This is a genomic window from Pseudomonas sp. Irchel s3a18 (assembly GCF_900187535.1).
Classification (GTDB): Bacteria; Pseudomonadota; Gammaproteobacteria; order Pseudomonadales; family Pseudomonadaceae; genus Aquipseudomonas.
The window spans coordinates 1-26,013 of the sequence record NZ_FYDV01000020.1 but is presented as its reverse complement, the minus strand read 5'-3'; the positions used below and the strand labels follow the sequence as shown (position 1 = coordinate 26,013).

Genomic DNA, 26,013 nt, shown 5'->3' with positions numbered 1-26,013 from the left:
ACCGGACCTATAAACCCAAGGAGAGTGCACCATGAGTCTTTTGAGCTTTGTGAAAGAAGCAGGCGAGAAACTGATTGATTTGCTGACACCGGGTAACGCCAATGCGAGCGAGCAATTGAAGGAGCATATCGCGAAGGTCGGCCTGGGCAACCCGAATGTGCAGGCCACGGTGGATGGTGACAAGGTCACGGTGACCGGCGAAGTGGCCAGTCAGGAAGAGAAAGAAAAAATCCTCCTGGCGGTGGGCAATATTGCTGGCGTTGGCAGTGTGGACGATCAGATCGTCGTGACCGGCCCGGCTGTCGCGGCAGCCCGTTTTGTGGTGGTGAAGAAGGGCGACACCCTGAGCGCGATTTCTCTGACCGTGTACGGCAATGCCAACCTGTACAACAAAATTTTCGAAGCCAACAAACCCATGCTGTCGCACCCGGACAAGATCTATCCAGGGCAGTCGTTGCGTATTCCTGAGTAACACGGGACCTGTGGAGAGGGAGCAAGCTCCCTCTCCACAATGCTTGCTACAACCCTTCGATCAATGCCCGATAATCACCCACCGCCGCAAACTCCGCGGTGTCTTTGGGCGCCTTGCGGCTGTCCGGCACACTCACCGCCAGTAAATGCGCCACGCCAAAATCCCGAGCACTGCGCAGGATCGGCAAGGTATCGTCGATGAACAGGCTGCGTACCGGGTCGAAGTCGATATCGGCGCGCAGGGCGTCCCAGAATTGCGGGTTTTCCTTGGGGAAGCCGTAGTCGTGGGAACTGATCAGCCGCTCGAAGTACGGTGCAAGCTCGATTCTTTCCAGTTTCAGCGACAGTGAGTCGCGGTGCGCATTGGTGATCAGGATCACGCGCTTGCCGGCCTGTTTGATCGCCGCCAGAAAGGTATCGGCGTCCGGGCGCAGCGCAATCAGATGAGCGGTCTCCAGCTTCAGCTCGCGCACCGGGATCTTCAGTTCACTGCTCCAGAAATCCAGGCAATACCACTGCAACTGGCCGGCGTTACGCTCGAACAGCGGCTGCAGCTCCAGCTCGGCCATGGCCCGGCTCACCCCGTGCAGCTCGGCGTAACGCTGGGGTAGGTGCTCCATCCAGAAATGGTTGTCGTAGTGCAGGTCCAGCAGTGTGCCGTCCATATCCAGCAGAACGGTATCGATGTCGCGCCAGGGCAGTGATGGCATTGAAGACTTCTCCAGCGGTAAACAGATATCCGACATAAACAATCAGGGCAGGCCGGGTATAGTAACCCGTTCACGCCAAGGAGCCGCCATGCGCCAGAAACCCGAAGTCCTAGCCCGCGAGATCGTCGCTACCAGCCGCTTGTTCTGCGTTGAAGAGGTACAACTGCGCTTTTCCAATGGCGTCGAGCGTACCTATGAGCGATTGGTCGGCAAGGGCGCCGGGTATGGCGCAGTGATGATCGTGGCGATGCTCGATGCCGACCACGCGGTGCTGGTCGAAGAGTATTGCGGTGGTACCGATGCCTACGAGATGTCGTTGCCCAAGGGCCTGATCGAACCCGGCGAAGACGTGCTGGCCGCCGCCGAGCGTGAACTCAAGGAAGAAGCTGGCTATGGCGCGCGGCAACTGGAGCACCTGACCGAGCTGTCGCTGTCGCCCGGTTACATGAGCCAGAAAATCCAGGTGGTGCTGGCGACCGACCTGTACGAAGAACGGCTAGAAGGTGATGAGCCAGAACCGATGCGGCTGGATCGGGTCAATCTGCGTGAGCTGGCGGCGCTGGCGCAGAATCCGCAGTTCACCGAGGGGCGCGCCTTGGCGGCGCTATATCTCGCCCGTGACTTGCTGACTCAGCGTGGAGTGTTCCAGCCATGACGTTCCCTCATCCGTTGATGGCGCCGGTCGTCGAGCTGGCATTGAAGGCTGGAGAGGCGATCCTGCCGTTCTGGCGCACAGGCACGGCCGTGACCGCCAAGGCTGACGATTCGCCGGTCACCGCCGCTGACCTGGCGGCGCACCACGTGATTCTGGCGGGGCTGACAGCCCTTGATCCGAACATTCCGGTGTTGTCGGAAGAAGACGCCAACATCCCTCAAGGCGTACGCGCGGGTTGGCAGAGCTGGTGGCTGGTGGACCCGCTGGACGGCACGAAGGAGTTCATTTCCGGGAGTGAGGAGTTCACCGTCAACATCGCGTTGATTGAACAGGGCCGGGTGGTGTTTGGCGTGGTGTCGATGCCGACCAACGGTCGCTGCTACTTCGGCGGTGCCGGTCTGGGTGCATGGCGTGCCGACAAAGACGCTGCACCGTTGCCGATCCAGGTCCGCGAAACCCCGCCGGCAGGCGAGGCGTTCACCGTGGTCGCCAGCCGCCGACATTCCAGCCCTGAGCAGGAGCGTTTGCTGGCCGGGTTGAGCGACAGCCTGGGTCAACTGCAACTGGCCAATATCGGCAGCTCGCTGAAGTTTTGCCTGCTGGCCGAAGGCGCGGCGGATTGTTATCCGCGGTTGGCACCGACTTCGCAATGGGATACCGCGGCGGCGCAAGGCGTGTTGGAAGGGGCCGGTGGTGAAGTGTTGGAGTTGAGCGGCGAACGGTTCAGCTATCCGGCGCGCGAATCGTTGCTTAACTCATTCTTTCTGGCCTTGCCGGCTAAAGCCGCGTGGCGTGAGAAACTGCTGGAACTGGCCCGTTCCTGAACATACGGCACCTTTGTTTGATCGTTCCCACGCAGAGCGTGAGAACTATCATCTGGAGCAAGGCTTGCCCGCGAGGTCTTTTCAGCGGTGCAGCACGTATTGCCCGGTAAACGTCACCGCATCTTCATCACTCCCCACATTCACAATCCGCGTATGCAGCGTTAACCGTGCCCGGCCATAACGCTCATACATCGTCACGAATTTTTTCCAAACCGCTGCACTCGGCGCTTGGCAAATGGCCGTTGCATCGCTGGTCACTGGCAGCGGGTAGTTGATCTTCCCTTCCTGGATCACGATGTGCCCATTCTCTATGCCGGCTTCACGCAGGCGCAGATGCAGCCAGCCCCAGCCAACAAGCACTGCGCCGCAGTACAGGCTGCCACCGAACATGGTGCTCTTGTGGTTGACGTTCGCTTCCAGTGGGAGCTGCAGGCGCAGTTGATGGGACTGCCAGTCAAGCACCTTCAAGCCCATGGCCCGCGTGAGGGGAATGTCGCGGTGCAGGATCGATTCCAGGTGACGACTGTCGCGGTTCATGCTGGGCCTCAAAGTGCTGGTGCTTAAGTAAAGGTTAGTCGGCGCGGCTCAATCGATCTCGTCGGCGTGGGTGGTGGTACCCGCGGCATCGGCGAAGTTCAACCCGTGTTTACGCAGCTTGTCATGCAGGGTCTTGCGTGGAATCCCCAGTGCCTCGGCAACGCTGCGCAGCGAGCTGTGAGAGCGTGCCAGCTCAGCGGCAATCAGGTTCTTTTCGAAACTTTCCACTTGCTCGCTCAGGTTTCCGTCGAACTGGGTGCTGGCGGGTGCAGGGCTACCATCGGGGGTATTGATGTCCAGCGCCAGCTCCAACCCGAGGGCGAAGCGTTCCGCCGCGTTTTGCAGTTCGCGCACGTTGCCTGGCCAGGTATGGCGCAGCAGCAGGGCGCGCTGGCCCGGTTGCAGTTCGTGTGGCGCCAGGCCATGGCGCTCGCTGGCTTCATTGGCAAAGTGCTGGAACATCATCAGCGCATCTTCGCCACGCTCGCGCAGTGGTGGAATGCGCAGCGGCGCAACGTTCAGGCGGTAGTACAGGTCGGCACGAAAACGCCCCTGGTCGGCGGCCTGGCGCAGGTCTTCCTTGGTGGCGGCGATGATCCGGATGTCCAGCGGGATCAACTGATTGCCACCGAGGCGCTCGACCACCCGCTCTTGCAGCAAGCGCAGCAGCTTCACCTGAACATCCAGGCTCATGCTTTCGATTTCATCGAGGAACAGCGTGCCGCCATTGGCAAACTCGAATTTGCCGATGCGGCGTTTTTGCGCGCCAGTGAAGGCGCCGGGCTCGTGGCCAAACAGTTCGCTCTCGACCACCGACTCCGCCAGCGCTCCGGCGTTGATCGCGACAAACGGCCCGTTGCGCCGGTTCGACAGGTCGTGCAGGGCGCGGGCCACCACTTCCTTGCCAGCGCCGGTTTCACCGAGGATCAGCACATCCGCCTTGGTCGGCGCCAGTGCGGCGATCTGCTCGCGCAGGCGCAGCATCGACGCCGAGTGGCCGATCAGCCGGGTACTCAGTTCATTGCGGTCACTCAGGGCCAGCCGCAGGCTGCGGTTTTCCAGCACCAGCTGGCGCAGGGCCAGGGCGCGGCGCACGCTGTCGAGCAACGCATCGCTGGCAAAGGGTTTTTCGAGGAAGTCATAAGCACCGGCACGCATGGCCTGCACCGCCAACGGTACATCGCCGTGTCCGGTGATCAGCAGTACCGGCAACTCCGGGTCTTGGGCGTGCAGTTCGCTCAGCAGTTCGAGACCGTCCATGCCGGGCATGCGGATGTCGCTGACCACCACGCCCGGCCAATCGCGCTCAAGACGCGAGGCCAGGCCCTTGGCTTCGGCCAGGGGCAGGATCTTCAGGCCAGCCAGGTCCAGCGTCTGGCTCAAGGCCTGGCGCAGGTGCGGATCGTCGTCGATCAGCACTACCTGGATGCGGTTGTCGATGAAGTTGCTCATTCACTGCGGTCCTCGGACGGTTGCAGGCTTACACCGGGTGCGCCAGCGCGCAGCCGCAGGGTGATCAGGGCGCCGCCTTCCTTGTGGTTGGCGAACGACAGTTCGCCACCGAAGGCGCGCATCAGGGTTTCGCAAATGGCCAGTCCCAGGCCAAGCCCCTGAGTGCGGGTCTTGGTGGTGTAGAACGGCTCGCTGGCGCGTCCCAGGGCTTCCATGCAAAACCCCGGGCCGTTGTCGCGAATGTACAGATTGACGCCCTCGGCAGTGGATTCGGCACTCAGCCAGAGTTTGCGCGGCGGGCCTTTTTCGGTGAGGGCGTCGAGGGCATTGGCCAGCAGATTGCCGAGCACCTGGCGCAAACGGGTTTCGCCGGCCTCGACCCACAGCGTGGCCGCCGGCAGGTCGCGGATCAGCTCGACGTCCATGCTGCGGCGACGCTTGGCCAGCAACGCCAGCGCATCGTCCAGCGCCGGTTGCAGCGCGACGCTCTCCGGGGCGTGGCGGTCGCGACGGGCAAAGGCGCGCAAATGGGCGATGATCGAGGCCATTCGTCCAGTCAGCTCGCTGATCAGTTTCAGGTTGCCGCGGGCGTCTTCGGTGCGCTCATGGTCGAGCAGTATCTCGGCGTTTTCCGCGTAGCTGCGAATCGCGGCCAGCGGTTGATTGAGTTCGTGGCTGATGCTCGCCGACATGGTGCCCAGCGCCGACAGTTTGCCGGCCTGCACCAGGTCATCCTGGGCGCGCACCAGTTCCTGCTGCGCGTGTTCGCGCTCCAGCACTTCCTGCTTGAGGCGCCGGTTGAGGCCTTCCAGGTCGCTGGTCCGCTCGGCGACCCGGGCTTCCAGTTCTCGGCGGGTCTTGGCTTCGAAGTCGATGCGCTGCAGGTAGTGACGTCGACGCTGCATCAGCAGCCCCAGCAGCAGCATCAACACCAACAGCGCCGCGCCACCGATGGCGACCACCGTGCGCACCGGGCGATCAATCAGGGTTCTGGGCGCAAGAATGCTGACGCTCCAGCCGGTTTCCTCGATCCGTTGAGTCTGGGTCAGCCAGGCGTTGGGGTTGAGGTTCAGCGGCTGGGGATCGCGGGTCGGGTAGGGTTGCACCGCAGCGATCGCCTGGCGCTCTTGTTCAGTGAGCGGGCGAGTGGCGCGAAAGCGCCAATCGGCTCGCGAGGTGAGAATGACCACGCCGTTATGGTCGGTCAGCAACAGTTGTTCAGGGGTTTTACCCCACAGGCTTTCGGTGTGGTCCAGGTCGACCTTGATCACCAGCACGCCGATGATCTGTTCACCCTTGCGCACGGCGGCGGCGAAGAAGTAGCCGCGTTTGCCGGAGGTGGTGCCCAAGCCGAAAAAACGCCCGAGGCGGCCTTGCATGGCTTCGCTGAAGTACGGCCGGAAGGCAAAGTTTCGGCCGACAAAGCTGTCGTGTTTGTCCCAGTTGGACGCTGCCAGGGTGTTGCCTCGAGTGTCCATCAGGTACATGACTTCGGCGCCGGTCTGGGCGCTGATGTTTTTCAGGAAACGGTTGGCATTGCCCTGGATGACACCGTCTTGCGGCGCCCCCAGTACGGCGCGCAGGGCAGGCAGGTCGCCGAGGATCTGTGGCAAGACTTCGTAGCGGTGCAGGGTGCCCAGCAGGTTGGCGACGTAGAGGTCCAGCGTCTGACGATTCTGCCCCGCCAGTTCACTGCGGTAATAACGCTCGGCCAGATGCTCAAGTGGCCACAGCAAAGGTGCCAGGCACAGGGCGAGCAGGGCCAGGCTGCGCCAACGGGGTCTGCGGGGGAGGGCTGGAGTCATGAGCATCGGGTGCCTGAGGGAACAGCTGCATTATGCCTAGGCCTGTTGCGCAAGGCACTCGCTGAGCGCATCACGCCAGTCAGGTTGAGTGACCTGCCATTGTCGTTGCAGCAAGCTGCAATCGAGCCGCGAGTTCAGCGGCCGAACGGCGGGTGTCGGGTAATCACGGCTGGGGATCGCCTGCAGTTGTGCGCAGGGTTGGTGCTGCGCCTGTAAAGACTCCGCGATGGCCTGGGCGAAGCCGAACCATGAGGTTTCACCCTGGCAGGCCAGGTGATAGGTGCCCCAGGCGCCGTGTTGCCCCGCTTGCCAGCGTTCTATCAGGGCGCGCGTGCTGGCCGCGATGGTACCGGCCCAGGTCGGTGCACCGATCTGATCGGCGACGACGCGCAGGTGCGGTTTTTCCTGGAGCAGTCGCAACATGGTCAACAGGAAGTTGCGCCCGTGCCTGGAATAAACCCAACTGGTGCGCAGGATCAGGTGCTCGCCGTTGACCGCGCGGATGGCCTGTTCGCCCGCCAGTTTGCTGGCACCGTAGACATTCAGCGGGTTGGGCTGGTCGGCCTCGGTATAGGGGGTGCTTTTACGACCGTCGAACACGTAGTCGGTCGAGTAGTGGATCAGCGGGATGCCAAGTTCGAAAGCTTGCTCGGCGAGTATTCCCGGTGCCGTGGCATTGATGGCGAAGGCTGACGCATGCTCGCGTTCGGCCTTATCCACCGCCGTATACGCGGCGGCATTGATGATCAGGTCCGGGCGTAGGTTGCGCACTTGCTGACGAATCATTTGCGGTTGTGCAAGATCGAACTCGTTGCGCCCCGGCACAATCAATTGACCCAGTCCTTTGAGGTGGTTCTGCAACTCGGTCGACACTTGGCCATGTTGACCGCTGATCAGAATTTTCAGCGGCGTGCTCATGGGAACAGATCCGCCTCGCTTAGCCGCTTTCCGGCCTGATCCTTGGCGGACAGTTGAGGGGGGTGCATAAGCTGCCAGTCGATCGCCAATTGAGGATCATCCCAGCGGATGCAGCGTTCGGCCGAAGGGGTGTAGTAATCGGTGGTTTTGTAGAGGAGTTCGGCGTATTCGCTGAGCACCACGAAACCGTGGGCGAACCCTTCCGGGATCCATAGTTGACGGTGATTTTCGGCCGACAAGCGTACACCCACCCAACGGCCAAAGGTTGCCGAGCTGCGGCGGATATCCACGGCAACGTCGAGGACTTCACCCATGGTCACGCGTGTCAGTTTCCCCTGGGAATGTTCCAGTTGGTAATGCAGGCCACGTAGCACGCCCTTGCGTGAGCGCGAATGGTTGTCCTGAACGAACGTTGGGTTCAATCCGGTGACCTGCTGGAAAGTCCGGGCGTTGTAGCTTTCGTAGAAAAATCCGCGTTCGTCTCCAAAGACCTTCGGTTCGAGAATCAGGACTTCCGGCAGTTCGGTGGCGATGACGTTCATGGTGCTTCACCGACCAGGCTGAACAGGTACTGGCCGTAACCGGTCTTGCCAAAGTATTGGGCGTGTTGCAGGAGTTGAGCGCGGTCGATCCAGCCCAGGTTGTAGGCAATTTCTTCAAGGCAGGCGATTTTCAGTCCCTGGCGATGTTCGATGGTTTGTACGTACTGCGATGCTTCCAGCAGGCTGTCGTGGGTGCCAGTATCAAGCCAGGCGAATCCGCGCCCGAAGCGTTCGACACGCAGGTTTCCTCGCTGTAGATAAGCATTGTTGATGTCGGTGATTTCCAGTTCGCCCCGGGCTGAAGGCTTGAGTGATTTGGCGATCTCGACCACTGAATTGTCATAGAAGTACAAGCCGGTTACCGCGTAACTGGATTTGGGGTGCCGGGGCTTTTCTTCGATCGACAGCGCGTTGCCCTGATCGTCGAAATCAATTACCCCGAAGCGTTGTGGATCCTTGACCCAGTAACCGAAAATCGTTGCCCCGCTGGTTTTTTCGGCGGCTCGTTGCAGCTTTTCGGTGAAGTGCTGTCCGTGAAAAATGTTATCGCCCAGAATCAGGCACACCGAATCATCGCCGATGAATGACTCGCCAATCAGGAACGCCTGGGCCAGGCCTTCCGGTGCCGGCTGCTCGGCATAGCTCAGTTGCACGCCGAACTGACTGCCGTCGCCCAGCAGGTTGCGGTATTGCGGCAGATCATGGGGCGTGGAAATGACCAGGATGTCCCGGATTCCGGCCAGCATCAGGACCGAGATCGGGTAATAGATCATGGGTTTGTCGTAAACCGGCAACAGCTGTTTGGAGACCCCGAGCGTGATCGGGTGCAGGCGAGTACCTGAACCGCCTGCCAGTACGATGCCCTTCATGCGATCAAGCCCTTGTAGTCAGTCAAGCCCAGCCGCTGTCCCTGATAGCGGCCATCCTGAACCCGCTGGCACCACTCCTGATTATCGATATACCACTGTACTGTTTTACGCAGGCCGCTGATGAAGGTTTCGTGAGGCTGCCATCCCAGTTCGCGCTGGATTTTTTCGGCATCAATGGCATAGCGCAGGTCATGGCCTGGACGGTCTTCGACGAAGGTGACCAGGTCGAAATAGCGCTCGACCCCCGCGGGTTTTTGCGGGGCCAACTCTTCCAGCAGCGTGCAGATGCTGCGCACCACATCAATGTTCTTCTGCTCGTTGCAGCCACCGATGTTGTACGTCTGGCCGGGCGTACCCTGGGTCATGATGGCCAGTAGCGCGCCTACATGATCTTCGACAAACAGCCAGTCGCGAGTGTGCAGGCCATTGCCGTACACCGGTAGTGGCTTCCCGGCGAGCGCGTTGAGAATCGTCAGCGGAATGAGCTTTTCAGGAAAGTGGAACGGTCCGTAGTTGTTTGAGCAATTGCTCACCAGCACCGGTAAACCATAGGTGCGCTGCCAGGCGCGGACCAGGTGGTCTGATGCTGCCTTGCTGGCGGCGTACGGTGAACTGGGTGCATACGGTGTGGTTTCACTGAACAAGTGGTCACCCCCCTGTAGGTCGCCATACACCTCGTCTGTGGAGACATGGTGAAAGCGAAAGGCTCTTCTCTCAGGCTCACCGAGGGTATGCCAATAGGCCCGAGTGGCCTCAAGCAGGCTGTAGGTGCCGACAATATTGGTCTGGATAAAGTCCGCCGGGCCGTCGATGGAGCGATCGACATGGGATTCGGCAGCCAGGTGCATGATCGCGTGCGGCTGGAACCGTGCCAGCACTGTGCTGACGGCGGCCTGATCGCCGATGTCGGCTTGCACGAACTCATAGCGAGTGTCGGTGGCAACGCAGCTCAGCGACTCCAGATTGCCGGCGTAGGTCAGCTTGTCCAGGTTGAGCACTTCATGTTCGGTGTGCCGGATCAGATGGCGAATCAGCGCCGAACCGATAAAGCCGGCACCGCCGGTGATGAGAATGCGCATGGAGAAGGCCTTTTTCCGTATGACGTCTAAGCGTATGGATCATAGCGTGTCGGCGGGTCGAGGGCTGCAACAAGAGCACCAATGCCTCAGTCCTGGCCGATCACTGACCGCTACAGGGGGTTGCGTATCGCTCTGAGCAGTGGCGATATAGACGCCTTACAAAAAAATCAGGGGTCGTTGTATGTTGCTCGCCACGTTGATTCACCGCGCCAGTCTGGCCAGTCCGCAGGTTACCGCAGAGCAAGCGCTGGAACTGCTGCGCGAGCATTACGGCCTGAGCGGGACGCTGCAGTCGTTGGGCAGCCAGCAGGATCTCAACTACCGGCTCGACAGCGACCAGGGCCGTTTTGTCCTCAAGATCTGCCGTGGCGACTACGCCGCGCTGGAGCTTCAGGCCCAGCACGCCGCGCTCAAACACCTGGGGACGCGGCCCGGCCTGCATGTCCCGCGGGTGATCCCGACGAAAACTGGCGAAGACCTGCTGACCCTGACGTTTGCCGACCAGTCGGTGCACGTGCGCCTGCTCGACTACATCGAAGGTCAATCCCTGACCCATCTCGACCACCTTGGCCATGACGTTGTCGCCGGCTTCGGTCGGCTCTGCGGCGAAATGGACCTGGCCCTGGCGGGTTTCGACCATCCGGGCCTTGAGCGTACCTTGCAGTGGGATGCCCGGCACGCCAGTGCGCTGATCGAGCACCTGTTGCCGGTAATTGCCGACGAGCGGCAGCGAGGGTTGATCGCCGAGGCCGCGCAGCGCGCCGAACGGCGGTTGCAGCCACTGGTGGCGAAGTTGCCGGTGCAGGCCATCCACATGGACATCACCGACGACAACGTGGTCTGGAAACGCGATCAGCAGCGCCACTGGCAGTTGCAGGGCGTGATCGATTTTGGCGACTTGATCCGTACCTGGCGCATTACTGACCTGTCCGTGACCTGTGCGGCGCTGTTGCACCATGCCGACGGCGATCCGATGGTCATCTTGCCGGCGGTACGGGCCTACCATGACGTCAACCCACTCAAGCGCGAAGAGCTGCAGGCATTGTGGCCGTTGATCGTTGCGCGGGCGGCGGTGCTGGTGCTCAGCGGTGAACAGCAGGTCAGCATCGATCCGCAGAATCAGTACAGCCGCGACAACCTTGAGCATGAGTGGGAAATCTTTCGCGTCGCGACGTCGGTGCCGTCCGAGCTGATGGAGGCGGCCATTCTGGTGGCGGTCGACCAAGCGTTGCCGGCAATTGCCAGCCAGGGCTTTGCGCCGTTGCTGCCGAGTCTGGTGGGGCGCGAGTTCGCACTGATCGACCTGGGGGTGTTGAGCCCGCATTTCGAAGCGGGCAACTGGGAGCAGGACGGCATCGATCAGCGCTTGCTGGTCGAAGCGGCCGCCGCCCATGGCCTGGCCGCCAGCCGTTACGGGCAATACCGTTTGTCCCGTACCCGGCCTGACAGTGCGGTCGAGCCGGACACCTGTCCGTTGCACGTTGATTTGCAGGTGCCTCGGGGTACTACGGTCGAGGCGCCGTTTGCCGGTGTCGTGCACCTGTCGGCCGATGGCCGCTTGCAACTGGACAGCCCACAGTTGAGCGTGTGCCTGTGGGGTGTCAGCCCTTCGCTGCACAGTGGTGCAGCGGTGTTGAAGGGGCAGGTGCTGGGTGAGGTCGAGGGGGCGTTGCGGGTACAGCTGAGTCGTGGTGCCGACCTGAATCCACCGCTGTTCTGTACACCGTCCCGCGCTCGCGCCTGGCAGGCCCTGTGTCCGTCGCCGGCGGCGCTGCTGGGGTTGGCCTGTGATGCGCCAGTCGAGCTCGACCCGCACACCTTGCTGGCACGTCGTGATGCCAGCTTCGCCCGTTCGCAAAAACACTATTACGTCGACCCGCCGCGTATCGAACGCGGCTGGCGCAATCACCTGATCGACATGCAGGGCCGTTCTTACCTGGACATGCTCAACAACGTCGCCGTGCTCGGCCATGGTCACCCACGCATGGCGGCCGAGGCCAGCCGCCAGTGGTCGTTGCTCAACACCAACTCGCGTTTCCATTACGCGGCCATCGCCGAGTTCTCCGAGCGCTTGCTGGCACTGGCACCGGACTCGATGGACCGAGTGTTTCTGGTCAACAGCGGTACCGAGGCCAATGACCTGGCGATTCGCCTGGCCTGGGCCTACAGCGGCGGTCGCGACATGCTCAGCGTGCTGGAGGCGTATCACGGCTGGTCGGTGGCCGCCGACGCGGTCTCGACTTCGATCGCCGACAACCCGAAAGCCCTCGACAGCCGGCCGGACTGGGTACACCCGGTTACCGCGCCGAACACCTATCGGGGTGAGTTCCGTGGCCTCGACAGCGCGCCGGATTACGTGCGAAGCGTCGAGCACAATCTGGCGAAAATTGCCGAGCAGAAACGGCAACTGGCGGGCTTCATCTGTGAGCCGGTGTATGGCAACGCCGGCGGGATTTCACTGCCACCGGGCTACCTGAAGCAGGTCTATGCCCTGGTCCGCGCCCAGGGTGGCGTGTGCATCGCCGATGAGGTGCAGGTGGGTTATGGCCGCATGGGCAAGTTTTTCTGGGGCTTTGAAGAACAGGGCGTGGTGCCCGACATCATCACCATGGCCAAGGGCATGGGCAACGGCCAGCCATTGGGTGCGGTGATCACCCGCCGGGAAATTGCCGAAGCGCTGGAGGCGGAAGGTTATTTCTTCTCGTCGGCCGGGGGCAGTCCGGTCAGCTGCCGCATTGGCATGGCGGTGCTGGATGTGATGAATGAAGAAAAACTCTGGGAGAACGCACAGATCGTTGGCGGCTACTTCAAGGAGCGACTTGAAGCCTTGATCGACCGTCATCCACTGGTGGGCGCGGTGCATGGCTCCGGTTTCTATTTGGGGGTGGAGTTGATCCGCAACCGTGAAACCCTGGAGCCGGCTACCGAAGAAACCACGTTGCTGTGCGATCGCCTGCGCGAGTTGGGGATCTTCATGCAGCCGACCGGCGACTACCTGAACATCCTCAAGATCAAACCGCCGATGGTGACCTCGCGACAAAGCGTCGACTTCTTTGTCGACATGCTGTCGAAGGTGCTGGACGAAGGGCTGTAGTCCATCACATTCCCTGCGGGGGCGAGCAGGCTCGCTCCCACAGGGACCTCCATTAGTTCGATTATTATCGGTTATTTATTGAATATTCTCGACGAACAGAACGTAACAGGCTTTTAAAGTCGATTTTTATCGGTTATAAAGTCGCCGGACACCTCGGCGTGGATCACCACGCCCGGCCGTTCCCGTTTCTGTCATCGGTCGATGCCATGCTCGACCGTTCTGCCCCCGCCAGGAGATGATTCATGAGCCGTATCGTTACTGTCGCCGCTACCCAGATGGCTTGTTCCTGGGACCTTGAAGCCAACATCGAGACCGCTGAAAGGTTGGTCCGTGAGGCCGCAGGCAAAGGCGCGCAGATCATCCTGATCCAGGAGTTGTTCGAGACCCCGTACTTCTGCCAGAAGCCGAACCCGGACTATCTGCAACTGGCGACGACCGTTGAAGACAACGTGGCCATCAAGCATTTCCAGAAGGTGGCCAAAGAACTGCAAGTCGTCCTGCCGATCAGCTTCTTCGAGCTGGCCGGTCGTGCCCGTTTCAACAGCATCGCGATCATCGATGCCGATGGCAGCAACCTCGGGATTTATCGTAAAAGCCATATCCCGGATGGTCCTGGCTACCACGAAAAGTACTACTTCAACCCGGGCGATACCGGCTTCAAAGTCTGGAACACCCGCTACGCAAAAATCGGCGTGGGCATCTGCTGGGACCAGTGGTTCCCGGAATGCGCCCGCAGCATGGCGCTGCAAGGCGCGGAAATCCTGTTCTACCCGACTGCCATCGGCAGCGAACCGCATGACAAAACCATCTCCTCGCGCGATCATTGGCAGCGCGTGCAGCAGGGTCATGCCGGCGCCAACCTGATGCCGCTGATTGCCAGCAATCGTATCGGCAACGAAGAACAGGACGGCTACGACATCACCTTCTACGGCTCGTCGTTTATCGCCAATCAGTTCGGCGAGAAGGTTCAGGAACTCAACGAAACCGAAGAAGGCGTTCTGGTTCAGAGCTTTGACCTGGACGAGCTGGAGCACATCCGCAGCGCCTGGGGTTCGTTCCGTGACCGCCGCCCGAACCTGTATGGCGCCCTTAAAACCCTCGACGGCTCCCTGGAATCCTGATTGCCATGACCACTTTGAACAGCACACCTCGCGCCGACGGCTTTTACATGCCCGCCGAATGGGCGCCCCAGACCCAGGCCTGGATGGTCTGGCCAGAGCGCCCGGACAACTGGCGCCTGGGAGGCAAGCCGGCACAAGCCGCTCACGTGGCGGTGGCCAAGGCCATCGCCCGGTTTGAGCCAGTGACCGTTGCCGTGTCGGCCGCCCAGTACGAAAACGCCCGGGCCCGCCTGGACGTGCCGAATATCCGCCTGGTCGAGATGTCCAGCGACGACGCCTGGGTCCGTGATACCGGCCCGACATTCGTCATCGACAACAGCGGCGAAGTCCGTGGCGTCGATTGGGACTTCAACGCCTGGGGTGGTTTTGATGGCGGCCTGTACTCGCCCTGGAATCGGGATTCGCAAGTGGCCGGCAAGATCCTCGAAATCGAGCGCAGTGCGCGTTACCGCACCGAGGGTTTCGTGCTCGAAGGCGGTTCGATTCACGTCGATGGCGAAGGCACGCTGATCACGACCGAAGAGTGCCTGCTCAACCGCAATCGCAACGCGCACATGAGCCGTGACGAAATCGAAGCGGTGCTCAGTGCCAATTTGGCTGTGGATAAAATCATCTGGTTGCCGGACGGTTTGTACAACGACGAAACCGATGGTCATGTGGATAACTTCTGCTGCTATGTGCGACCGGGTGAAGTGCTGCTGGCCTGGACCGATGACCCACAAAACCCCAACTACCCGCGTTGCCAGGCGGCGATGAACGTGCTGGAAAGCAGCACCGACGCCAAGGGTCGCCCGTTCATCGTGCACAAGATGCCGATACCCGGCCCCCTGTATGCGACCGAGGAAGAGTGTGCCGGTGTCGACCCGGTGGACGGTACTCAGGAGCGCAATCCTTCGGTGCGCCTGGCCGGTTCCTACGTGAACTTCCTGATCGTCAACGGTGGCATCATTGCGCCGAGCTTTGACGATCCGCTGGACGCGCCGGCCAGGGAAATCCTGCAGAACCTGTTCCCGCAGCATGAAGTGGTGATGGTGCCGGGTCGTGAACTGTTACTGGGCGGCGGTAATATTCATTGCCTTACCCAACAGCAGCCAGCCCCGCACAAAGGTTGAGTGAAGTTGTAACAAGTGTTGGCAGCTGATTGAGGAGGTCTCTGGCTTCCTCAATCGCTGACCCGCCGACAGAGCCCGCAGCCCTTATGGTCTGCGGGCTTTTTTATGGTCGCCTGCCGGGCAGTCTGGCACTTTGGCATAGCTCTTGTATCTGTTTGAGAGTCATTCTTGGGAATGTGGAACAGCATTGTTCTGTCATAAACCTTGGATAAGTTAGCCGCTCACAAACCAGGAGAGAGCGCTGGGATGAACAGGGTCAGCGAGCGAACATCGCATCCCTTGGCTATGAATGGCGAATCGCTTCAGGTGCTGGCGCAATGGTTGAAGTCCAACGGAACGCGACAGGTCAGGGAAACTGACCCGCGCAGGATGATGATCGAGCGATACCCGGCTGGTTTATTCAGCGAGGCAGAACTTGAAGCGTTGTGGGATGTGATGGAAGGATAGCAAGCAAAGGATTGGTAAAGCGCTGCCCGGATGGCAGCGCTTTTTTTTGTCCATGGATAGGCGGTCAACATCAGGCCCTTGAGGGCTCACCGTCAGAAACTGTAGGTTCCCGTGACGACCAGGCTGCGTGGCGCGCCCGGCTGGATCTGGTAGGCGCTGGTGGACGACTCGTAGTACGTCTTGTCGCTGATGTTGTTCACCGCAGCACGCAAGTCCCAGTCCTTCTGACGGAACCCGGCCAGCGCATCCCAACGACCATAACCCGGCAACACGGTGGTGTTGAGGTTGTCGGCGTAGCGGTCACCGACCAGGGTCAGACCGGTCTCGGCATACCAGCCCAGCTCCGGCTTCCAGGTAATGAACAGGCTACCGTTGCGCTTGGCCACATTGCTGATGCGTTTGCCTTCAAAGCCGTTGTTGTCTTTCTCGACGGTTGCGTCCTGGAAACCTACACCGCCGCGTACGTACCAGTTGCCGGTGATTTTCCCCGCACCGGTCAGCTCGATACCCCTTGAGCGTTGCACGCCCGTGAGCAAGGTGATGGTGGGATCGTTCGGGTCACTGGTGCGGCGGTTGTAGAGCTCGAGCTCGTAGATTGCCAGGGTGGTGCTCAAGCGGTCGTCGAGCCAGTCACTCTTCACACCGATTTCTTTCTGTTTGGTCAGCTCGGGGCTCAGGTCGTTGACGTTGGTGGTCACCCCTGGCGTGATGCCGATCAGACCGCCACCGACCGGCGAGAAGGTCTTGCTCCAGGAAGCGTAGAACGAGTGGTTCTGCAGCGGCGTCCAGACCACACCGAGCCGTGGGCTGGTGCTGTGGCTGTCACGGTTTTCGGAGATGTCCTTGAGTTGGTTGGTCGAGTCGACCTCGAAGGTGTCGTAGCGCACACCGGCCAGCAGCTGCCATTGATCGTTCAGGCGCAGTTGGTCCTGGAGGTAGATGGCGCGGCTTTCAACTTCGGTGTGCGAGTCGCTGAAGACCTGCATGCGTCCGGTGTGGACGATGTTGCGGTCGGGGTTGTACAGATCCAGCCCCGGCACGGGGCTGTTGCCCGGTGGCGTGGTGGCCGCGTTGTACAGCTTCGGGTCGCGGCGTTGGCTGCCCAACTCAAGCCCGGTGAGCAAGCGGTGCTCGAGGCCAAAGGTGTCGAAGCCGCCCTCGAGTTCGAGGTTGTTGAACACGTTGCGGGTGTTCAGGTCCTGCTGCCAGTGCTGGCGCACCACCTTATTGGTCGCTGGTGTGTAACCGGTCACGTAGGTGTTGTCGAAATCGCTGTTGAGCTTGAACACCCCGAGGGTGTGGCGCAGTTGCCAGTTGTCGGCAACCTCATAGCTGAGTTTCGAGCGCAGGGATTGCGACTTGTCGTCGATGAAGTCGTTGTCAGTGCCGTAGGTGGTATCGCGGCCCACATCGGCGGGGCGTCCATCAATACCGGGAATACCGCGATCGGGGGTGCGGTTGTAACGGCTGTACTCGTACTGCACCAGCCAGTTCAGATCCGGGGTCAACTGCCAGCTCATCGATGGCGCGAACAGCTGGCGGCTGCCGCTGACCCCGTCGCGGAAGCTGTTTTCGTCCATGTTGCCCATGTTCAGGCGCAGGCTGATGTTCTCGGTCGGGTCGGTGCTCAGGTCGGCATACAGGCTGCGCAAATCTTCGCTGCCGCCCTGGGCCTCGAGGGTCGAGCGGCGGCCGAACTCCGGCAACTTGCTCACCCGATTGACGATCCCGCCCTGGCTGCCACGGCCATACAGCACGGCGGCCGGGCCTTTGAGCACTTCAATGCGCTCGATGTTGTGCAGGTCGCGCACGTACTGGCTGTCGTCACGGATACCGTCGAGGTAGAAGTCGTTGCTGGCGTCGAAGCCGCGAATGCGCAAGCTGTCGAAGCGGGTGTCGGCGCCGCTGCTGACGTTGGGGATGCCGCTCAATGCCGTGCCCAGATCGTTGGTGCCATAGTCGGAGACGTTCGAGGTCTTCACCGAGTCGATGGCCTGCGGGACGTAGCGTACGGGGGTTGCGGTCCGCGTCGCGGTGCTGACTTCCTTGACCCGTGGATCATCGACCTCTGCTTCGGCACTGATGGACGTTGCTGGCAAGGTTGTAGTTTCAGCGTAGGAAAAACCGGCAGTCAGCAAAGCAGACAGGCCAAGGCTGAAGGGCGTAAGACGAAATGGGGCAGGCATTAAAAAGCGTATCCGTAGATGTTGAGGGTGTAGCGAGAAGGGTACGAATGGTAATGCTTGTTATTTGCTTTCGTGAGCAATTATTCATGCGCTTTATTGCTTGTTTGTTTCGAATTGTGTCTGTCTCGACACAATGGCTGTAATAGATTCGTCCGATTACTGAAACAGACTGGTAGCCATTGCGGCGTTTTTCAGCAACCAACAGAGGGTTAGTCTGCCGGCATCACGTTTTCCTACCTTTTTGCCGGAGCCCTCCGATGATCCTTCACTACATCTACGACCCGTTGTGCGGATGGTGCTACGGCGCCAAGCCCCTGGTGCAAGCCGCCCAGGCGGTATTACCAGTGCTCGGCCACGGTGGCGGCATGATGACCGGTGCCAACCGGCAGACGGTCTCGGCACAATTGCGCAACTACGTGATCCCCCATGATCGGCGCATTGCCGAGTACACCGGCCAGCCGTTCGGTGAGGCGTACTTCGAGGGCCTGTTGCGCGACCACACGGCGGTCTTCGATTCCGCGCCACCGATCGCGGCGGTTCTTGCCGCCGAACAGATCGCGGGTCGCGGTCTCGAACTGCTGGGACGTTTGCAGAGCGCTCACTACGTGGAAGGGCAGCGCATCGCCGACGAAGCGGTTTTGCAGGCGTTCGCCGCGCAAATGGGGCTGGATGCCCAAGCGTTCCAGCAGGCATGCATGACGGCCGACACCGAAGGCCACATCAAGGACAGTCGCGCACTGCTGTCCAAGGTGGGTGGCCAGGGCTTCCCGACCTTTGTCCTGGAGCGCAACGGTCAATTCACCCTGATCGACATCGGCCCCTGGTTCGGCAAGCCGCAAGCCTTCGCGCAATGGTTGAGTCAGTCACTGCCCACCGCTGAAGCCTCTTTGACCGCGCAAACCTGTGGCCTCGACGGCTGCGCCCACTGAACTCACCCGGAGCTGCCCATGGATAACCTGAGCCTGATCAAAAGTACCTACGAAGGCGCCAACTCCCAGGAGAACGCGCGCAACACCGCCGCCGCATTGGCCGTCGATGCAAGCTGGACCGAAGCGGCCGGGTTCCCGTATGCGGGGACTTACGTTGGTTTTGAGGCCATCGTGGAGAACGTCTTCCAGCGCCTGGCCACGGAATGGGAGGGTTTTCAGTTCAAGGTCGAGAGCTATGTCGCCCAAGGCGACAAGGTGTTTGCCTACGGGAACTACTGTGGCCTCTATAAGGCGACCGGCCGCCCGATGAACGCTCGTGTGGCCCATTTGTGGACGCTGGCGAACGGAAAAGTCACGCACTTCGAGCAGTTCGTTGACAGCCACACGGTGCAAATGGCGATCGCAGGCAAGTGATTTCTTAGACATTTTTTGCCTTATTACAGAAGATTCACGAAATTGACACTTTGTTATAGGCGCGGCTAGGATCCGTCCCAACGCCTGTGGCTTGCAGCCACGACCTCAAAACAATAAAAGGGCCCGCCACGCTTCTGCGTGGGCGGGCCCTTTTGTTTAAGGATGAAAAAAGAGCGCAAAAGCAGCCATTTCAGCCAGCGGTCACAGCGCGTATCAACCCGTAATAAGGAAAATAACATGTTGAACAAGCGTATTAGTCTGATCGCACTGGGGATGTTGAGCGCGACTCAAGCAATGGCCAATGACCAAGCCGAGTCCAAAGGTTTTGTGCAAGACAGCAGCCTGAAAGTGTTGCTGCGCAACGCTTACATGAATCGCGATTACAAGGACGGCAACGAAGACAAGGCCGAGTGGGGCCAGGCTGCCATCGGCACCTTCTCCTCGGGTTTCACCCAAGGCACCGTCGGTGTTGGTGTTGATGCCTTCGGTCTCTACGCGTTGCGCCTGGATGGTGGCAAGGGCCGTAGCGGTGCCGGTGGCATCGACTTCTTCAAGCAAGGCGACAGCGGCAACGCTGCCAGCGACCTGGCCAAGGCTGGCGCGGCGGTCAAGTTCCGCCTGTCGAGCACCGTGCTGACCTACGGTGACCAGATGCCGGCCCTGCCGGTGCTGAACTACGACAACTCCCGCCTGCTGCCGGAAAGCTACACCGGTACCTTGATCACCTCCAAAGAGATCGAAGGCCTGGAGCTGAACGCCGGTCGTTTCACCGCCGAATCGCGCAAAAGCGCCGAAGGCCATGACAGCGGTGGTCTGAAGTCGATCAACGTCCTGGGCGGTAGCTACCAGTTCACCGAACAGTTCAAAGGCGGCTTGTACGCTTCCGACGTCGAAGACGTGCTGAAGAAGCAGTACATCAACCTGAACTACGTATTCCCGCTGGCCACCGATCAGTCCCTGACCCTGGACCTGAACGGCTACCGCACCAAGCTGGAAGATTCCTACGTTCGTGAAAGCGGCGCCACGGGCGACGACAACAAGATCTGGAGCCTGGCAGCGACCTTCGCCACCGGCCCGCACTCGTTCACCCTCGCTCACCAGCGCAGCACGGGCGACAGCAACCTGGGCTATGCCTACGGCGGCTACCAGAAAGACCAGGGCCGCGTCGGTGACGGTGGCAACACCATCTACCTGGCCAACTCCTACTGGTCCGACTTCAACGCTGAAGACGAACGCAGCTGGCAGCTGGGCTACGGCCTCGACTTCGGCACTTTCGGCGTGCCAGGCCTGACCTACAACGTGGCTTACGTGCGTGGCGACAACATCACCACCTCCACCAGCACCGGTGGCACCGAGCGCGAGATCTTCAACCAGTTCAAGTACGTGGTCCAGAGCGGCCCGGCCAAGGACCTGAGCGTGAAACTGCGCAGCTCGGTCCTGCGCGTGTCGCAGAAGTCCAGCGAGTACAACGTCAGCGGCAACGAAGTGCGTGTGTTCGTGGATTACCCGATCAACGTTTTCTGATGCTGTGAGTGCGGCCTGATACAAGGTTGAAATGAGAAAGCCCCGACTGATTCGGGGCTTTTTCGTTTATCGGCTACACCGCGTTCACGCCAACAGAGCGTTGTGAATGCTCGTTTCTCATGCTTTGACCGGCGCCAGTTTTTTGCAGCTCTCCTTGCGGGACGGGTACTGCTCGCATTGGCGCAAAACGTTCTTCACTTGCGATTCGTTCTTCAACTGCTGGTTGGCCAGTAGCTTCTCGGTGATGAACAGCTCTTGTGACCCCAGGTTGCGTTCGGCCTTGTCGATCATGGTCAAGGCCGATTGCGGATCGCCTCGCTTGAGGTGGTACGAGATCATCAGGTCGTAGATGGACGGTCCGGCCAGGGACCAGTCCTTGATCGACTCCAGATCCTTCAATGCTTCCTGGCTCTTGCCCTGGGCGAGGTGCACGCTGAAGGCGGTGCGACGGATACCGGGTTGGTCCTTCACCGGGGACGCCAGTGCGCGTTGATTGAAGGTATCAGCTTCGCGCACCTTGCCTTGTTCCAGGGCCGCGGTAGCGGTGTAGGCGTCCTTGTAGCCTTGCAGGGCCGTGGCGACGGGCGCGGCATCGCGCACTTTCGGCCAACTGTGCGGGTCGACCCGGGCGCGGCGCTCCTGACGGTACTCGCGTTGCAGGTACTGTTTCAGGTCGGCTTCGCGGTCCATGGGCGACATGTGCGAGCGGTTGAAGTACTGGCCCGCCGCGTTGATGCTGGTGCTCAGTCCCTGGTCGAGAAACACGTTCAGCTCTTGAGTGAAGCGGTTGAGGTTGAACTGCTCCAGCGACGCTTGCATCGCAGTGGTGCGAGCGCTGAGAAAGCTACCGAGCAATGGTTTCTGCTTGCCCTGGAAGTCGTTCAGCCGTTGCAGGCTGTAGGTCGCGGCGCGGGGGGCGTAGCCTGCGCGGACCATCAGGTCGGTGCCCAGCAGATCGGCCTGGTCTTCCTGGCTACGACCCCAGGCGGTGCTCCAGATGTTGTCCGAAAAACTGTTGGCCAGTGCGGTATAGAGCACGGTGTTGCCAATGGTCTTCTGGGTGCCGAGGGGGTCTTTGCTGACCAGTTTCATCTGGCCGGAGCTTCTGTCCACACCTGTGTTGCTGGCCATGGCAGCAAACACCACGGTGGTTGCGACGGTGGACATCAGTTCTTTCTGCTGCTCGAAGGCTGCCAAGCGATCGTGATGGCGCAACAGTACGTGACTCATTTCGTGGCCCAGCATCGCGGCGATTTCGTCTTCACTCTGGACGTTATCGAGCATGCCCAGCGGAACGAACAGGTTGCCGAACGGATCGGTGGACGGACCGAAGCTATAGCTGTCGGTGATCCGCACTTGCAACTTCGGCAGTTCGCCCGGCCAGCCTTTGGACAGGCGCGTGACGATGCCCTGCAAGTAGCTCTGCAGCATCGGGATATCCACCAGGTTTTGCTGGCGTGTCTGTGCGGCAGGGATGGCATGGCCGTCGTAACTCAAGCGTTGCTTGCTTTGCTGCTGCACATCCAGCACGTAGTACTGACGCACTTCGGTGTGCTCGACATAACGTCCAGTCACCCGCGACTGAGTCGAAGGGCCAACCAGATTCATAAAGGCATCGTCGGCACCTTTGATGGTGTTGCAACCGCTCAGTAGCGACCCGGCGACGAAGCTGAGCCCCAGCAGCGATCCCTTTGCCCGTAGCCCGCTCACTTGTTGCAACCTGGGCCAAAGCCGATGGTCGAGTTGTTCTCGCTGTCCTTGGCCTGGCTTTTAGTCATTTTCTGACAAGGCAGGTTGACCACCTTGCTCAAGGGGGGATCGATGTCCAGGGTCACGGTGTCCAGCCAGATCCGCTTACCCAGCATCTCAACCTGAACCAGATCCAGAGCTTCGTTGTACTGCAACACCGGCAGCGGATTTTTCGGCACATCCTTGAGTGGCAGTTCTTGCACCATTTTGCCCTGCTCATCGAGTACTTCCACCGGGTCATTGGTGAGAGGGCTCACAATAGAGGCCGCTGCAAACGCCGCCTGGCTGAACACGACGCTGAGGAGGAAAACGGCTGTTCTGGTCATTCTTGGTTTCCTTGAATTAGACGAACACTGGAGCGTCAGCTTTTGGAGCCGAGCAGCGCCTCGATTTTTTCGCTGAACAGCACCAGAGAAAGCACGGCGATACCCAGCACGTTGACCGGGGTGATGTTGGCGAAATACAGCGCGATGCTGGCGACGGTCAGTACCGTCATGACCAGTAGCCAGGAAGGGCAAGGAGAGTGGAAAAATCGGATCTCCCATCGCCGCCATGGCGTTAGCGTTCGATGCTTGGCCGCTCGGTGCTCGTGCAGGGCCTTGAGCACGACAATCAACACCAACAGCGCGATTTCAACCAGATCCAGCCAATTGATATCCACGCGTGGCAGGCTGTCTGGCTCGTGCTTGTAAGACATGCCCTCGGAGAGCAAGTTATCCAGAGCCATGGCGTGCAGATAGATCCCGGGAAGCTTGCCGTGCACGGGCGACTGCACCAGGTCGCCGGTGGAGGTGATGTGTGCACCGACCAGTACCAGTCGATCGCGCAGCAGTTCGGCGATCAATGCACGGTCCTGTGGCTCGCTGACTTCCAGGTCGCTGGCCGTGAGGGTCAGGCTGTAGGGGCAACTGGCCTGGGCGGACTTGCCCAGTTTCCAGAAAATCGCCTCGGCCAGCTGCTTGAGCGTTTGCGAGAAGAAGCCATCAACGGTTGAACAGTCCGCAGTGTTGGCAATCCGCGCCTGCTCGGGGGCGAGCTCAAGCCCCCACTGGATGGCGATTGGCGGCGCCTGCGCAGCCGCTTGCGCATCGCCTGGCAGATCCGGGCATTGATGGGCCTGACAGTACTGGCGATACAACGCGAGTGCAGGCGTCTCCATCAAGCCCAGCGATGTGTCAAAGGCCAGCGGGTACTTGTCGCCGACCCCGCTCCATACCACCAGCACCGGGGTCGTGACCTGGGCCAGGTGCTCGAGCGTATTGGCTTGCCCCTCTTCCCCGCGCGGTCGCCCCGTGTTGGCCAGCAGCAAGGGAATGCCCTGATGCCGGTAGCGGTCGAACACATTCGCCAGTAATTGACTGCCTTGCGCAGGGTCGCCCGGCGAGTGGTCGTGGCTATACAGGAGATCGACAAACACGGCCTTGGGTTTGTAAGCCAGCAAGCGCTTGAACAGCTTGCTCTGCTCGCCATAAGGCATTGGCCAGAAAGTGTTGTTGCGCAGCAGATAGGCATCGTCGATCACCACGACCGCGATCTGCTGTTGGCCCTTGCTGTCGTAAAGGCTGGCGAACATGCGGTTCAGCCATTGGGCAGAAGCATTGTCGCTCGAACTCGACAGACCAAAAGGGTCGAGCAATGCGATCAGCAGGACTACCAACCCAAGCGCGTACTGCTTGAGGCTGAACAGAGGGAATTTAGCCGACATCCTTGGCTCGATAGTGGCGATATGCCGGCTTTTTAAGGGAGATGCGAGGGGGTGTCAAGAAAAATGATGGCCGTGAGCCATCATTTGGGTAGGGCAGGAGGATGGGGATGTTCAAACCCCAGAAACAACGAAGCCCTCGTATTTCTGCGAGGGCTTTGTTGTTTCGGCACCAGGAGTCGAAAATATTAATAACTATATGATTTGTAATGTTTTTATTTTTTTGCGTACGGCTCTCTATCTCTAAAACTATCCTTTGGGATTCGCTCGATCTTTCATAGAGGCAAGCAAAGCCAAACTACGACCGATTGCCCTCGAGGCATGGCAGCCTGTCATGCTGACAAGGGGGACACTGCTCCCCAGCTTTGCTAAGCGACAGCAAACGGCTCAAAGCTGTGGTTGCTAAAAGGTAGCTATCGGCCAGAAGTGGCCTAACCTACGTGACTCGCCCCCCTCTCACTGCTTTTAAAGTCAGTCACCTTTTTTGTGTTTATGTACTTCCAGATCAGGATGTTTGGGTTTGTTTTCTTCAGTAACACGACGGCGCTGGTCCTTTTTGCCGGTGGATTCAGCGATCGGTTTGGGGCCGGGTTTAATACTCATGTGTTCACCTCCTTCGATTGATAACGGGTCTGTAAGTAAAGCCGTACGCATGGACAGTGAAGCTACGGGGCGACCAACTCGGAAAGCTTGGCCGCGATATCTGCAAACGTATCTTCAGCAGTGCTTAGGCCGCTTCTCGAACCGAGTAGAGGACTGACTTCGCGCAGTGATTCGTATGTTGTGTCGTGAATGATGGGAACCAGCAGATCCCTTGCGAGGAGCGCGGAAAGCTCTTTGTCGGCGATGCCTTCGGCTGCTAGGCGGCGCAGCAAAGCAGGGGTGACCAGCACAATTCCTACTCGAGACTTTGCCAATCCCTTATCAATTTCACGCAGTAACGAAGAGCCTAGAAGGACATCTTTCTCGCTGAACCAAACGGAAACACCGAGCGATTCGAGTACATCATGCAGCTCCTTCGCGGATCCTTTCCGGTCGTCCCAGGCGTGACAAAGAAATACGTCACGTAGATCAGGTACTGTCGCACGCCTCTCGACATTTTCGCGTACCGGTGTGAGCGTTCGTACCTCGGCGGAGGTGTAGGCCACAGAGGATCCGGGTTTCGACCAGCGCGGCTTTGCGCTGCTGGATGAACCGCCGCTACTGCGACCACCCCCGCCATGAGACGGGGACGAATAGGATGGTGCGTAGGACGAGGATGAATACGATCGCGATCCGTACCCGCTATATCCGCTGCCACATGCGGGACACGCTGCTCTTGCGCTTGCCGAACGATGACCATGTACCGGTGCTGTACATCTAGACATGTCGTAAACCTTCCGTTTGTAGCTGCTCGCCCAAGAGATGATTAAGCAGCGGCTGTACCGAGCCATCAGCTTTTGAAAACACCGTAGCCCATCCTTATTGGTTCGAAATCACCTGCGCTTCAGATCGTGATTCCAATATGCTGGCACAAACGATAGCCCATAGCGCGAATTCCGCTAGCAGGCGTAGCGTGAATGTTTGCTAGCGGTTTCCGTTACAAATGCCGCCATGGTCTAGAGCTATCTATCATAACGGTTAGCTCTCGACCCAGGATTCAGGTCCCTGACGTTCAACGGCCCAGCCATCGATGCCGTTGTTCAATCGACGAACGTCGCCTATGGGGCGGACACTGCCTTTCTGCGACAGGCAGCAATCAGCCATAAGCAATGGGATGGACTCCTCCTCACTTCGGCATCTTGAGTGCCAGACTGAAAGTGCGAACCACAGTCAACGGTGAGAAGGAGTCCACACATGAAGCTTATGCGAATTGGGGTCGACCTGGCCAAGA

The 26,013-nt window shown here is 59.9% G+C and carries 24 protein-coding genes; 10 read left to right on the top strand and 14 right to left on the bottom strand.

Annotated features, from left to right (window positions below; translation table 11 throughout):
* The first annotated feature begins 31 nt into the window (after positions 1 to 31).
* Entirely contained in the window at positions 32 to 472 is a 441-nt protein-coding gene (lysM, locus tag CKW29_RS21785) for a peptidoglycan-binding protein LysM (RefSeq protein WP_095149098.1), read from the top strand.
* A 46-nt stretch (positions 473 to 518) separates the two neighbouring features.
* On the opposite strand, the gene yrfG is transcribed toward lysM, so the two are convergent.
* Entirely contained in the window at positions 519 to 1,181 is a 663-nt protein-coding gene (yrfG, locus tag CKW29_RS21780) for a GMP/IMP nucleotidase (protein WP_095144534.1), read from the bottom strand.
* Positions 1,182 to 1,269: 88 nt separating this feature from the next.
* On the opposite strand from yrfG, the gene nudE reads away from it, so the two are divergent.
* Both nudE and cysQ read left to right on the top strand, forming a co-directional pair.
* A complete protein-coding gene (nudE, locus tag CKW29_RS21775) occupies positions 1,270 to 1,836 on the top strand; it encodes an ADP compounds hydrolase NudE (RefSeq protein WP_095082169.1) in 567 nt (188 codons plus the stop codon).
* Complete coding sequence (gene cysQ, locus CKW29_RS21770) at positions 1,833 to 2,660, top strand: 3'(2'),5'-bisphosphate nucleotidase CysQ (protein ID WP_095149097.1); 828 nt, start codon at positions 1,833 to 1,835, stop codon at positions 2,658 to 2,660. The genes nudE and cysQ overlap by 4 nt, the downstream gene beginning before the upstream one ends.
* Positions 2,661 to 2,741: 81 nt before the next feature.
* Here the strand turns inward: cysQ and CKW29_RS21765 are convergent, their stop codons facing one another.
* The 7 genes from CKW29_RS21765 to rfbB are packed head-to-tail and all read right to left on the bottom strand — an operon-like array spanning position 2,742 to position 9,862.
* A complete protein-coding gene (locus CKW29_RS21765; RefSeq protein ID WP_095149096.1) occupies positions 2,742 to 3,197 on the bottom strand; it encodes a thioesterase domain-containing protein in 456 nt (151 codons plus the stop codon).
* 48 nt (positions 3,198 to 3,245) lie between these two features.
* Positions 3,246 to 4,649 carry a sigma-54 dependent transcriptional regulator gene (locus CKW29_RS21760; protein ID WP_095144537.1) on the bottom strand — a complete coding sequence of 468 codons (1,404 nt, stop codon included), beginning with the start codon at positions 4,647 to 4,649 and terminating at the stop codon, positions 3,246 to 3,248.
* Positions 4,646 to 6,454, bottom strand: coding sequence for an ATP-binding protein (locus CKW29_RS21755; RefSeq protein ID WP_095144860.1), 1,809 nt, complete (start codon positions 6,452 to 6,454; stop codon positions 4,646 to 4,648). The genes CKW29_RS21760 and CKW29_RS21755 overlap by 4 nt, the downstream gene beginning before the upstream one ends.
* A gap of 36 nt (positions 6,455 to 6,490) precedes the next feature.
* Positions 6,491 to 7,372 carry a dTDP-4-dehydrorhamnose reductase gene (rfbD, locus tag CKW29_RS21750; protein WP_095144538.1) on the bottom strand — a complete coding sequence of 294 codons (882 nt, stop codon included), beginning with the start codon at positions 7,370 to 7,372 and terminating at the stop codon, positions 6,491 to 6,493.
* Complete coding sequence (gene rfbC / locus CKW29_RS21745; RefSeq protein ID WP_095144539.1) at positions 7,369 to 7,914, bottom strand: dTDP-4-dehydrorhamnose 3,5-epimerase; 546 nt, start codon at positions 7,912 to 7,914, stop codon at positions 7,369 to 7,371. Before rfbC ends, rfbD begins: the two co-directional genes overlap by 4 nt.
* On the bottom strand, positions 7,911 to 8,783 hold the full coding sequence (rfbA, locus tag CKW29_RS21740) for a glucose-1-phosphate thymidylyltransferase RfbA (RefSeq protein ID WP_095144540.1): 873 nt from the start codon (positions 8,781 to 8,783) through the stop codon (positions 7,911 to 7,913). The genes rfbC and rfbA overlap by 4 nt, the downstream gene beginning before the upstream one ends.
* The gene (gene rfbB, locus CKW29_RS21735) at positions 8,780 to 9,862 is read right to left on the bottom strand and encodes a dTDP-glucose 4,6-dehydratase (RefSeq protein WP_095144541.1); all 1,083 of its coding nucleotides are present in this window, start codon (positions 9,860 to 9,862) and stop codon (positions 8,780 to 8,782) included. The genes rfbA and rfbB overlap by 4 nt, the downstream gene beginning before the upstream one ends.
* 181 nt (positions 9,863 to 10,043) lie before the next feature.
* Here rfbB and CKW29_RS21730 point away from each other — a divergent pair, with 181 nt between their 5' ends.
* The 4 genes from CKW29_RS21730 (at position 10,044) to CKW29_RS21715 (ending at position 15,636) form a co-directional block, all read left to right on the top strand.
* On the top strand, positions 10,044 to 12,956 hold the full coding sequence (locus CKW29_RS21730) for an aminotransferase (RefSeq protein ID WP_095149095.1): 2,913 nt from the start codon (positions 10,044 to 10,046) through the stop codon (positions 12,954 to 12,956).
* A gap of 242 nt (positions 12,957 to 13,198) precedes the next feature.
* A complete protein-coding gene (gene aguB / locus CKW29_RS21725) occupies positions 13,199 to 14,077 on the top strand; it encodes an N-carbamoylputrescine amidase (RefSeq protein ID WP_095144543.1) in 879 nt (292 codons plus the stop codon).
* Between the two features lie 5 nt (positions 14,078 to 14,082).
* A complete protein-coding gene (aguA, locus tag CKW29_RS21720) occupies positions 14,083 to 15,189 on the top strand; it encodes an agmatine deiminase (RefSeq protein ID WP_095149094.1) in 1,107 nt (368 codons plus the stop codon).
* 246 nt (positions 15,190 to 15,435) lie between these two features.
* Positions 15,436 to 15,636: a hypothetical protein gene (locus CKW29_RS21715; protein ID WP_095144545.1), complete on the top strand. Its 201-nt coding sequence runs from the start codon at positions 15,436 to 15,438 to the stop codon at positions 15,634 to 15,636.
* Positions 15,637 to 15,728: 92 nt separating this feature from the next.
* Here CKW29_RS21715 and CKW29_RS21710 read toward each other — a convergent pair whose 3' ends face one another.
* Positions 15,729 to 17,822 carry a TonB-dependent siderophore receptor gene (locus CKW29_RS21710; protein ID WP_095144546.1) on the bottom strand — a complete coding sequence of 698 codons (2,094 nt, stop codon included), beginning with the start codon at positions 17,820 to 17,822 and terminating at the stop codon, positions 15,729 to 15,731.
* Positions 17,823 to 18,079: 257 nt separating this feature from the next.
* Between CKW29_RS21710 and CKW29_RS21705 the strand changes: the two genes are divergently transcribed.
* The 3 genes from CKW29_RS21705 to CKW29_RS21695 all read left to right on the top strand — a co-directional run bounded on the left by CKW29_RS21705 (position 18,080) and on the right by CKW29_RS21695 (position 20,689).
* Complete coding sequence (locus CKW29_RS21705) at positions 18,080 to 18,751, top strand: DsbA family protein (RefSeq protein ID WP_095144547.1); 672 nt, start codon at positions 18,080 to 18,082, stop codon at positions 18,749 to 18,751.
* Between the two features lie 18 nt (positions 18,752 to 18,769).
* Entirely contained in the window at positions 18,770 to 19,165 is a 396-nt protein-coding gene (locus CKW29_RS21700; protein ID WP_095144548.1) for a nuclear transport factor 2 family protein, read from the top strand.
* A 237-nt stretch (positions 19,166 to 19,402) separates the two neighbouring features.
* The gene (locus tag CKW29_RS21695) at positions 19,403 to 20,689 is read left to right on the top strand and encodes an OprD family porin (protein ID WP_095144549.1); all 1,287 of its coding nucleotides are present in this window, start codon (positions 19,403 to 19,405) and stop codon (positions 20,687 to 20,689) included.
* Positions 20,690 to 20,806: 117 nt separating this feature from the next.
* Here CKW29_RS21695 and CKW29_RS21690 read toward each other — a convergent pair whose 3' ends face one another.
* From CKW29_RS21690 to CKW29_RS21675, 5 genes are all read right to left on the bottom strand, one after another.
* Positions 20,807 to 22,297, bottom strand: a complete 1,491-nt coding sequence (locus CKW29_RS21690) for a M48 family metallopeptidase (protein ID WP_095149121.1) — start codon at positions 22,295 to 22,297, stop codon at positions 20,807 to 20,809.
* A 98-nt stretch (positions 22,298 to 22,395) separates the two neighbouring features.
* On the bottom strand, positions 22,396 to 22,764 hold the full coding sequence (locus tag CKW29_RS21685; RefSeq protein WP_095144550.1) for a hypothetical protein: 369 nt from the start codon (positions 22,762 to 22,764) through the stop codon (positions 22,396 to 22,398).
* A gap of 35 nt (positions 22,765 to 22,799) precedes the next feature.
* On the bottom strand, positions 22,800 to 24,143 hold the full coding sequence (locus CKW29_RS21680; RefSeq protein ID WP_095149093.1) for a CHASE2 domain-containing protein: 1,344 nt from the start codon (positions 24,141 to 24,143) through the stop codon (positions 22,800 to 22,802).
* Between the two features lie 468 nt (positions 24,144 to 24,611).
* On the bottom strand, positions 24,612 to 24,743 hold the full coding sequence (locus CKW29_RS26150) for a hypothetical protein (RefSeq protein ID WP_017337405.1): 132 nt from the start codon (positions 24,741 to 24,743) through the stop codon (positions 24,612 to 24,614).
* A 62-nt stretch (positions 24,744 to 24,805) separates the two neighbouring features.
* Positions 24,806 to 25,288 (bottom strand): toll/interleukin-1 receptor domain-containing protein, encoded by a 483-nt coding sequence (locus tag CKW29_RS21675; RefSeq protein WP_235972406.1) that lies wholly within the window; start codon positions 25,286 to 25,288, stop codon positions 24,806 to 24,808.
* Positions 25,289 to 26,013 lie beyond the last annotated feature (725 nt).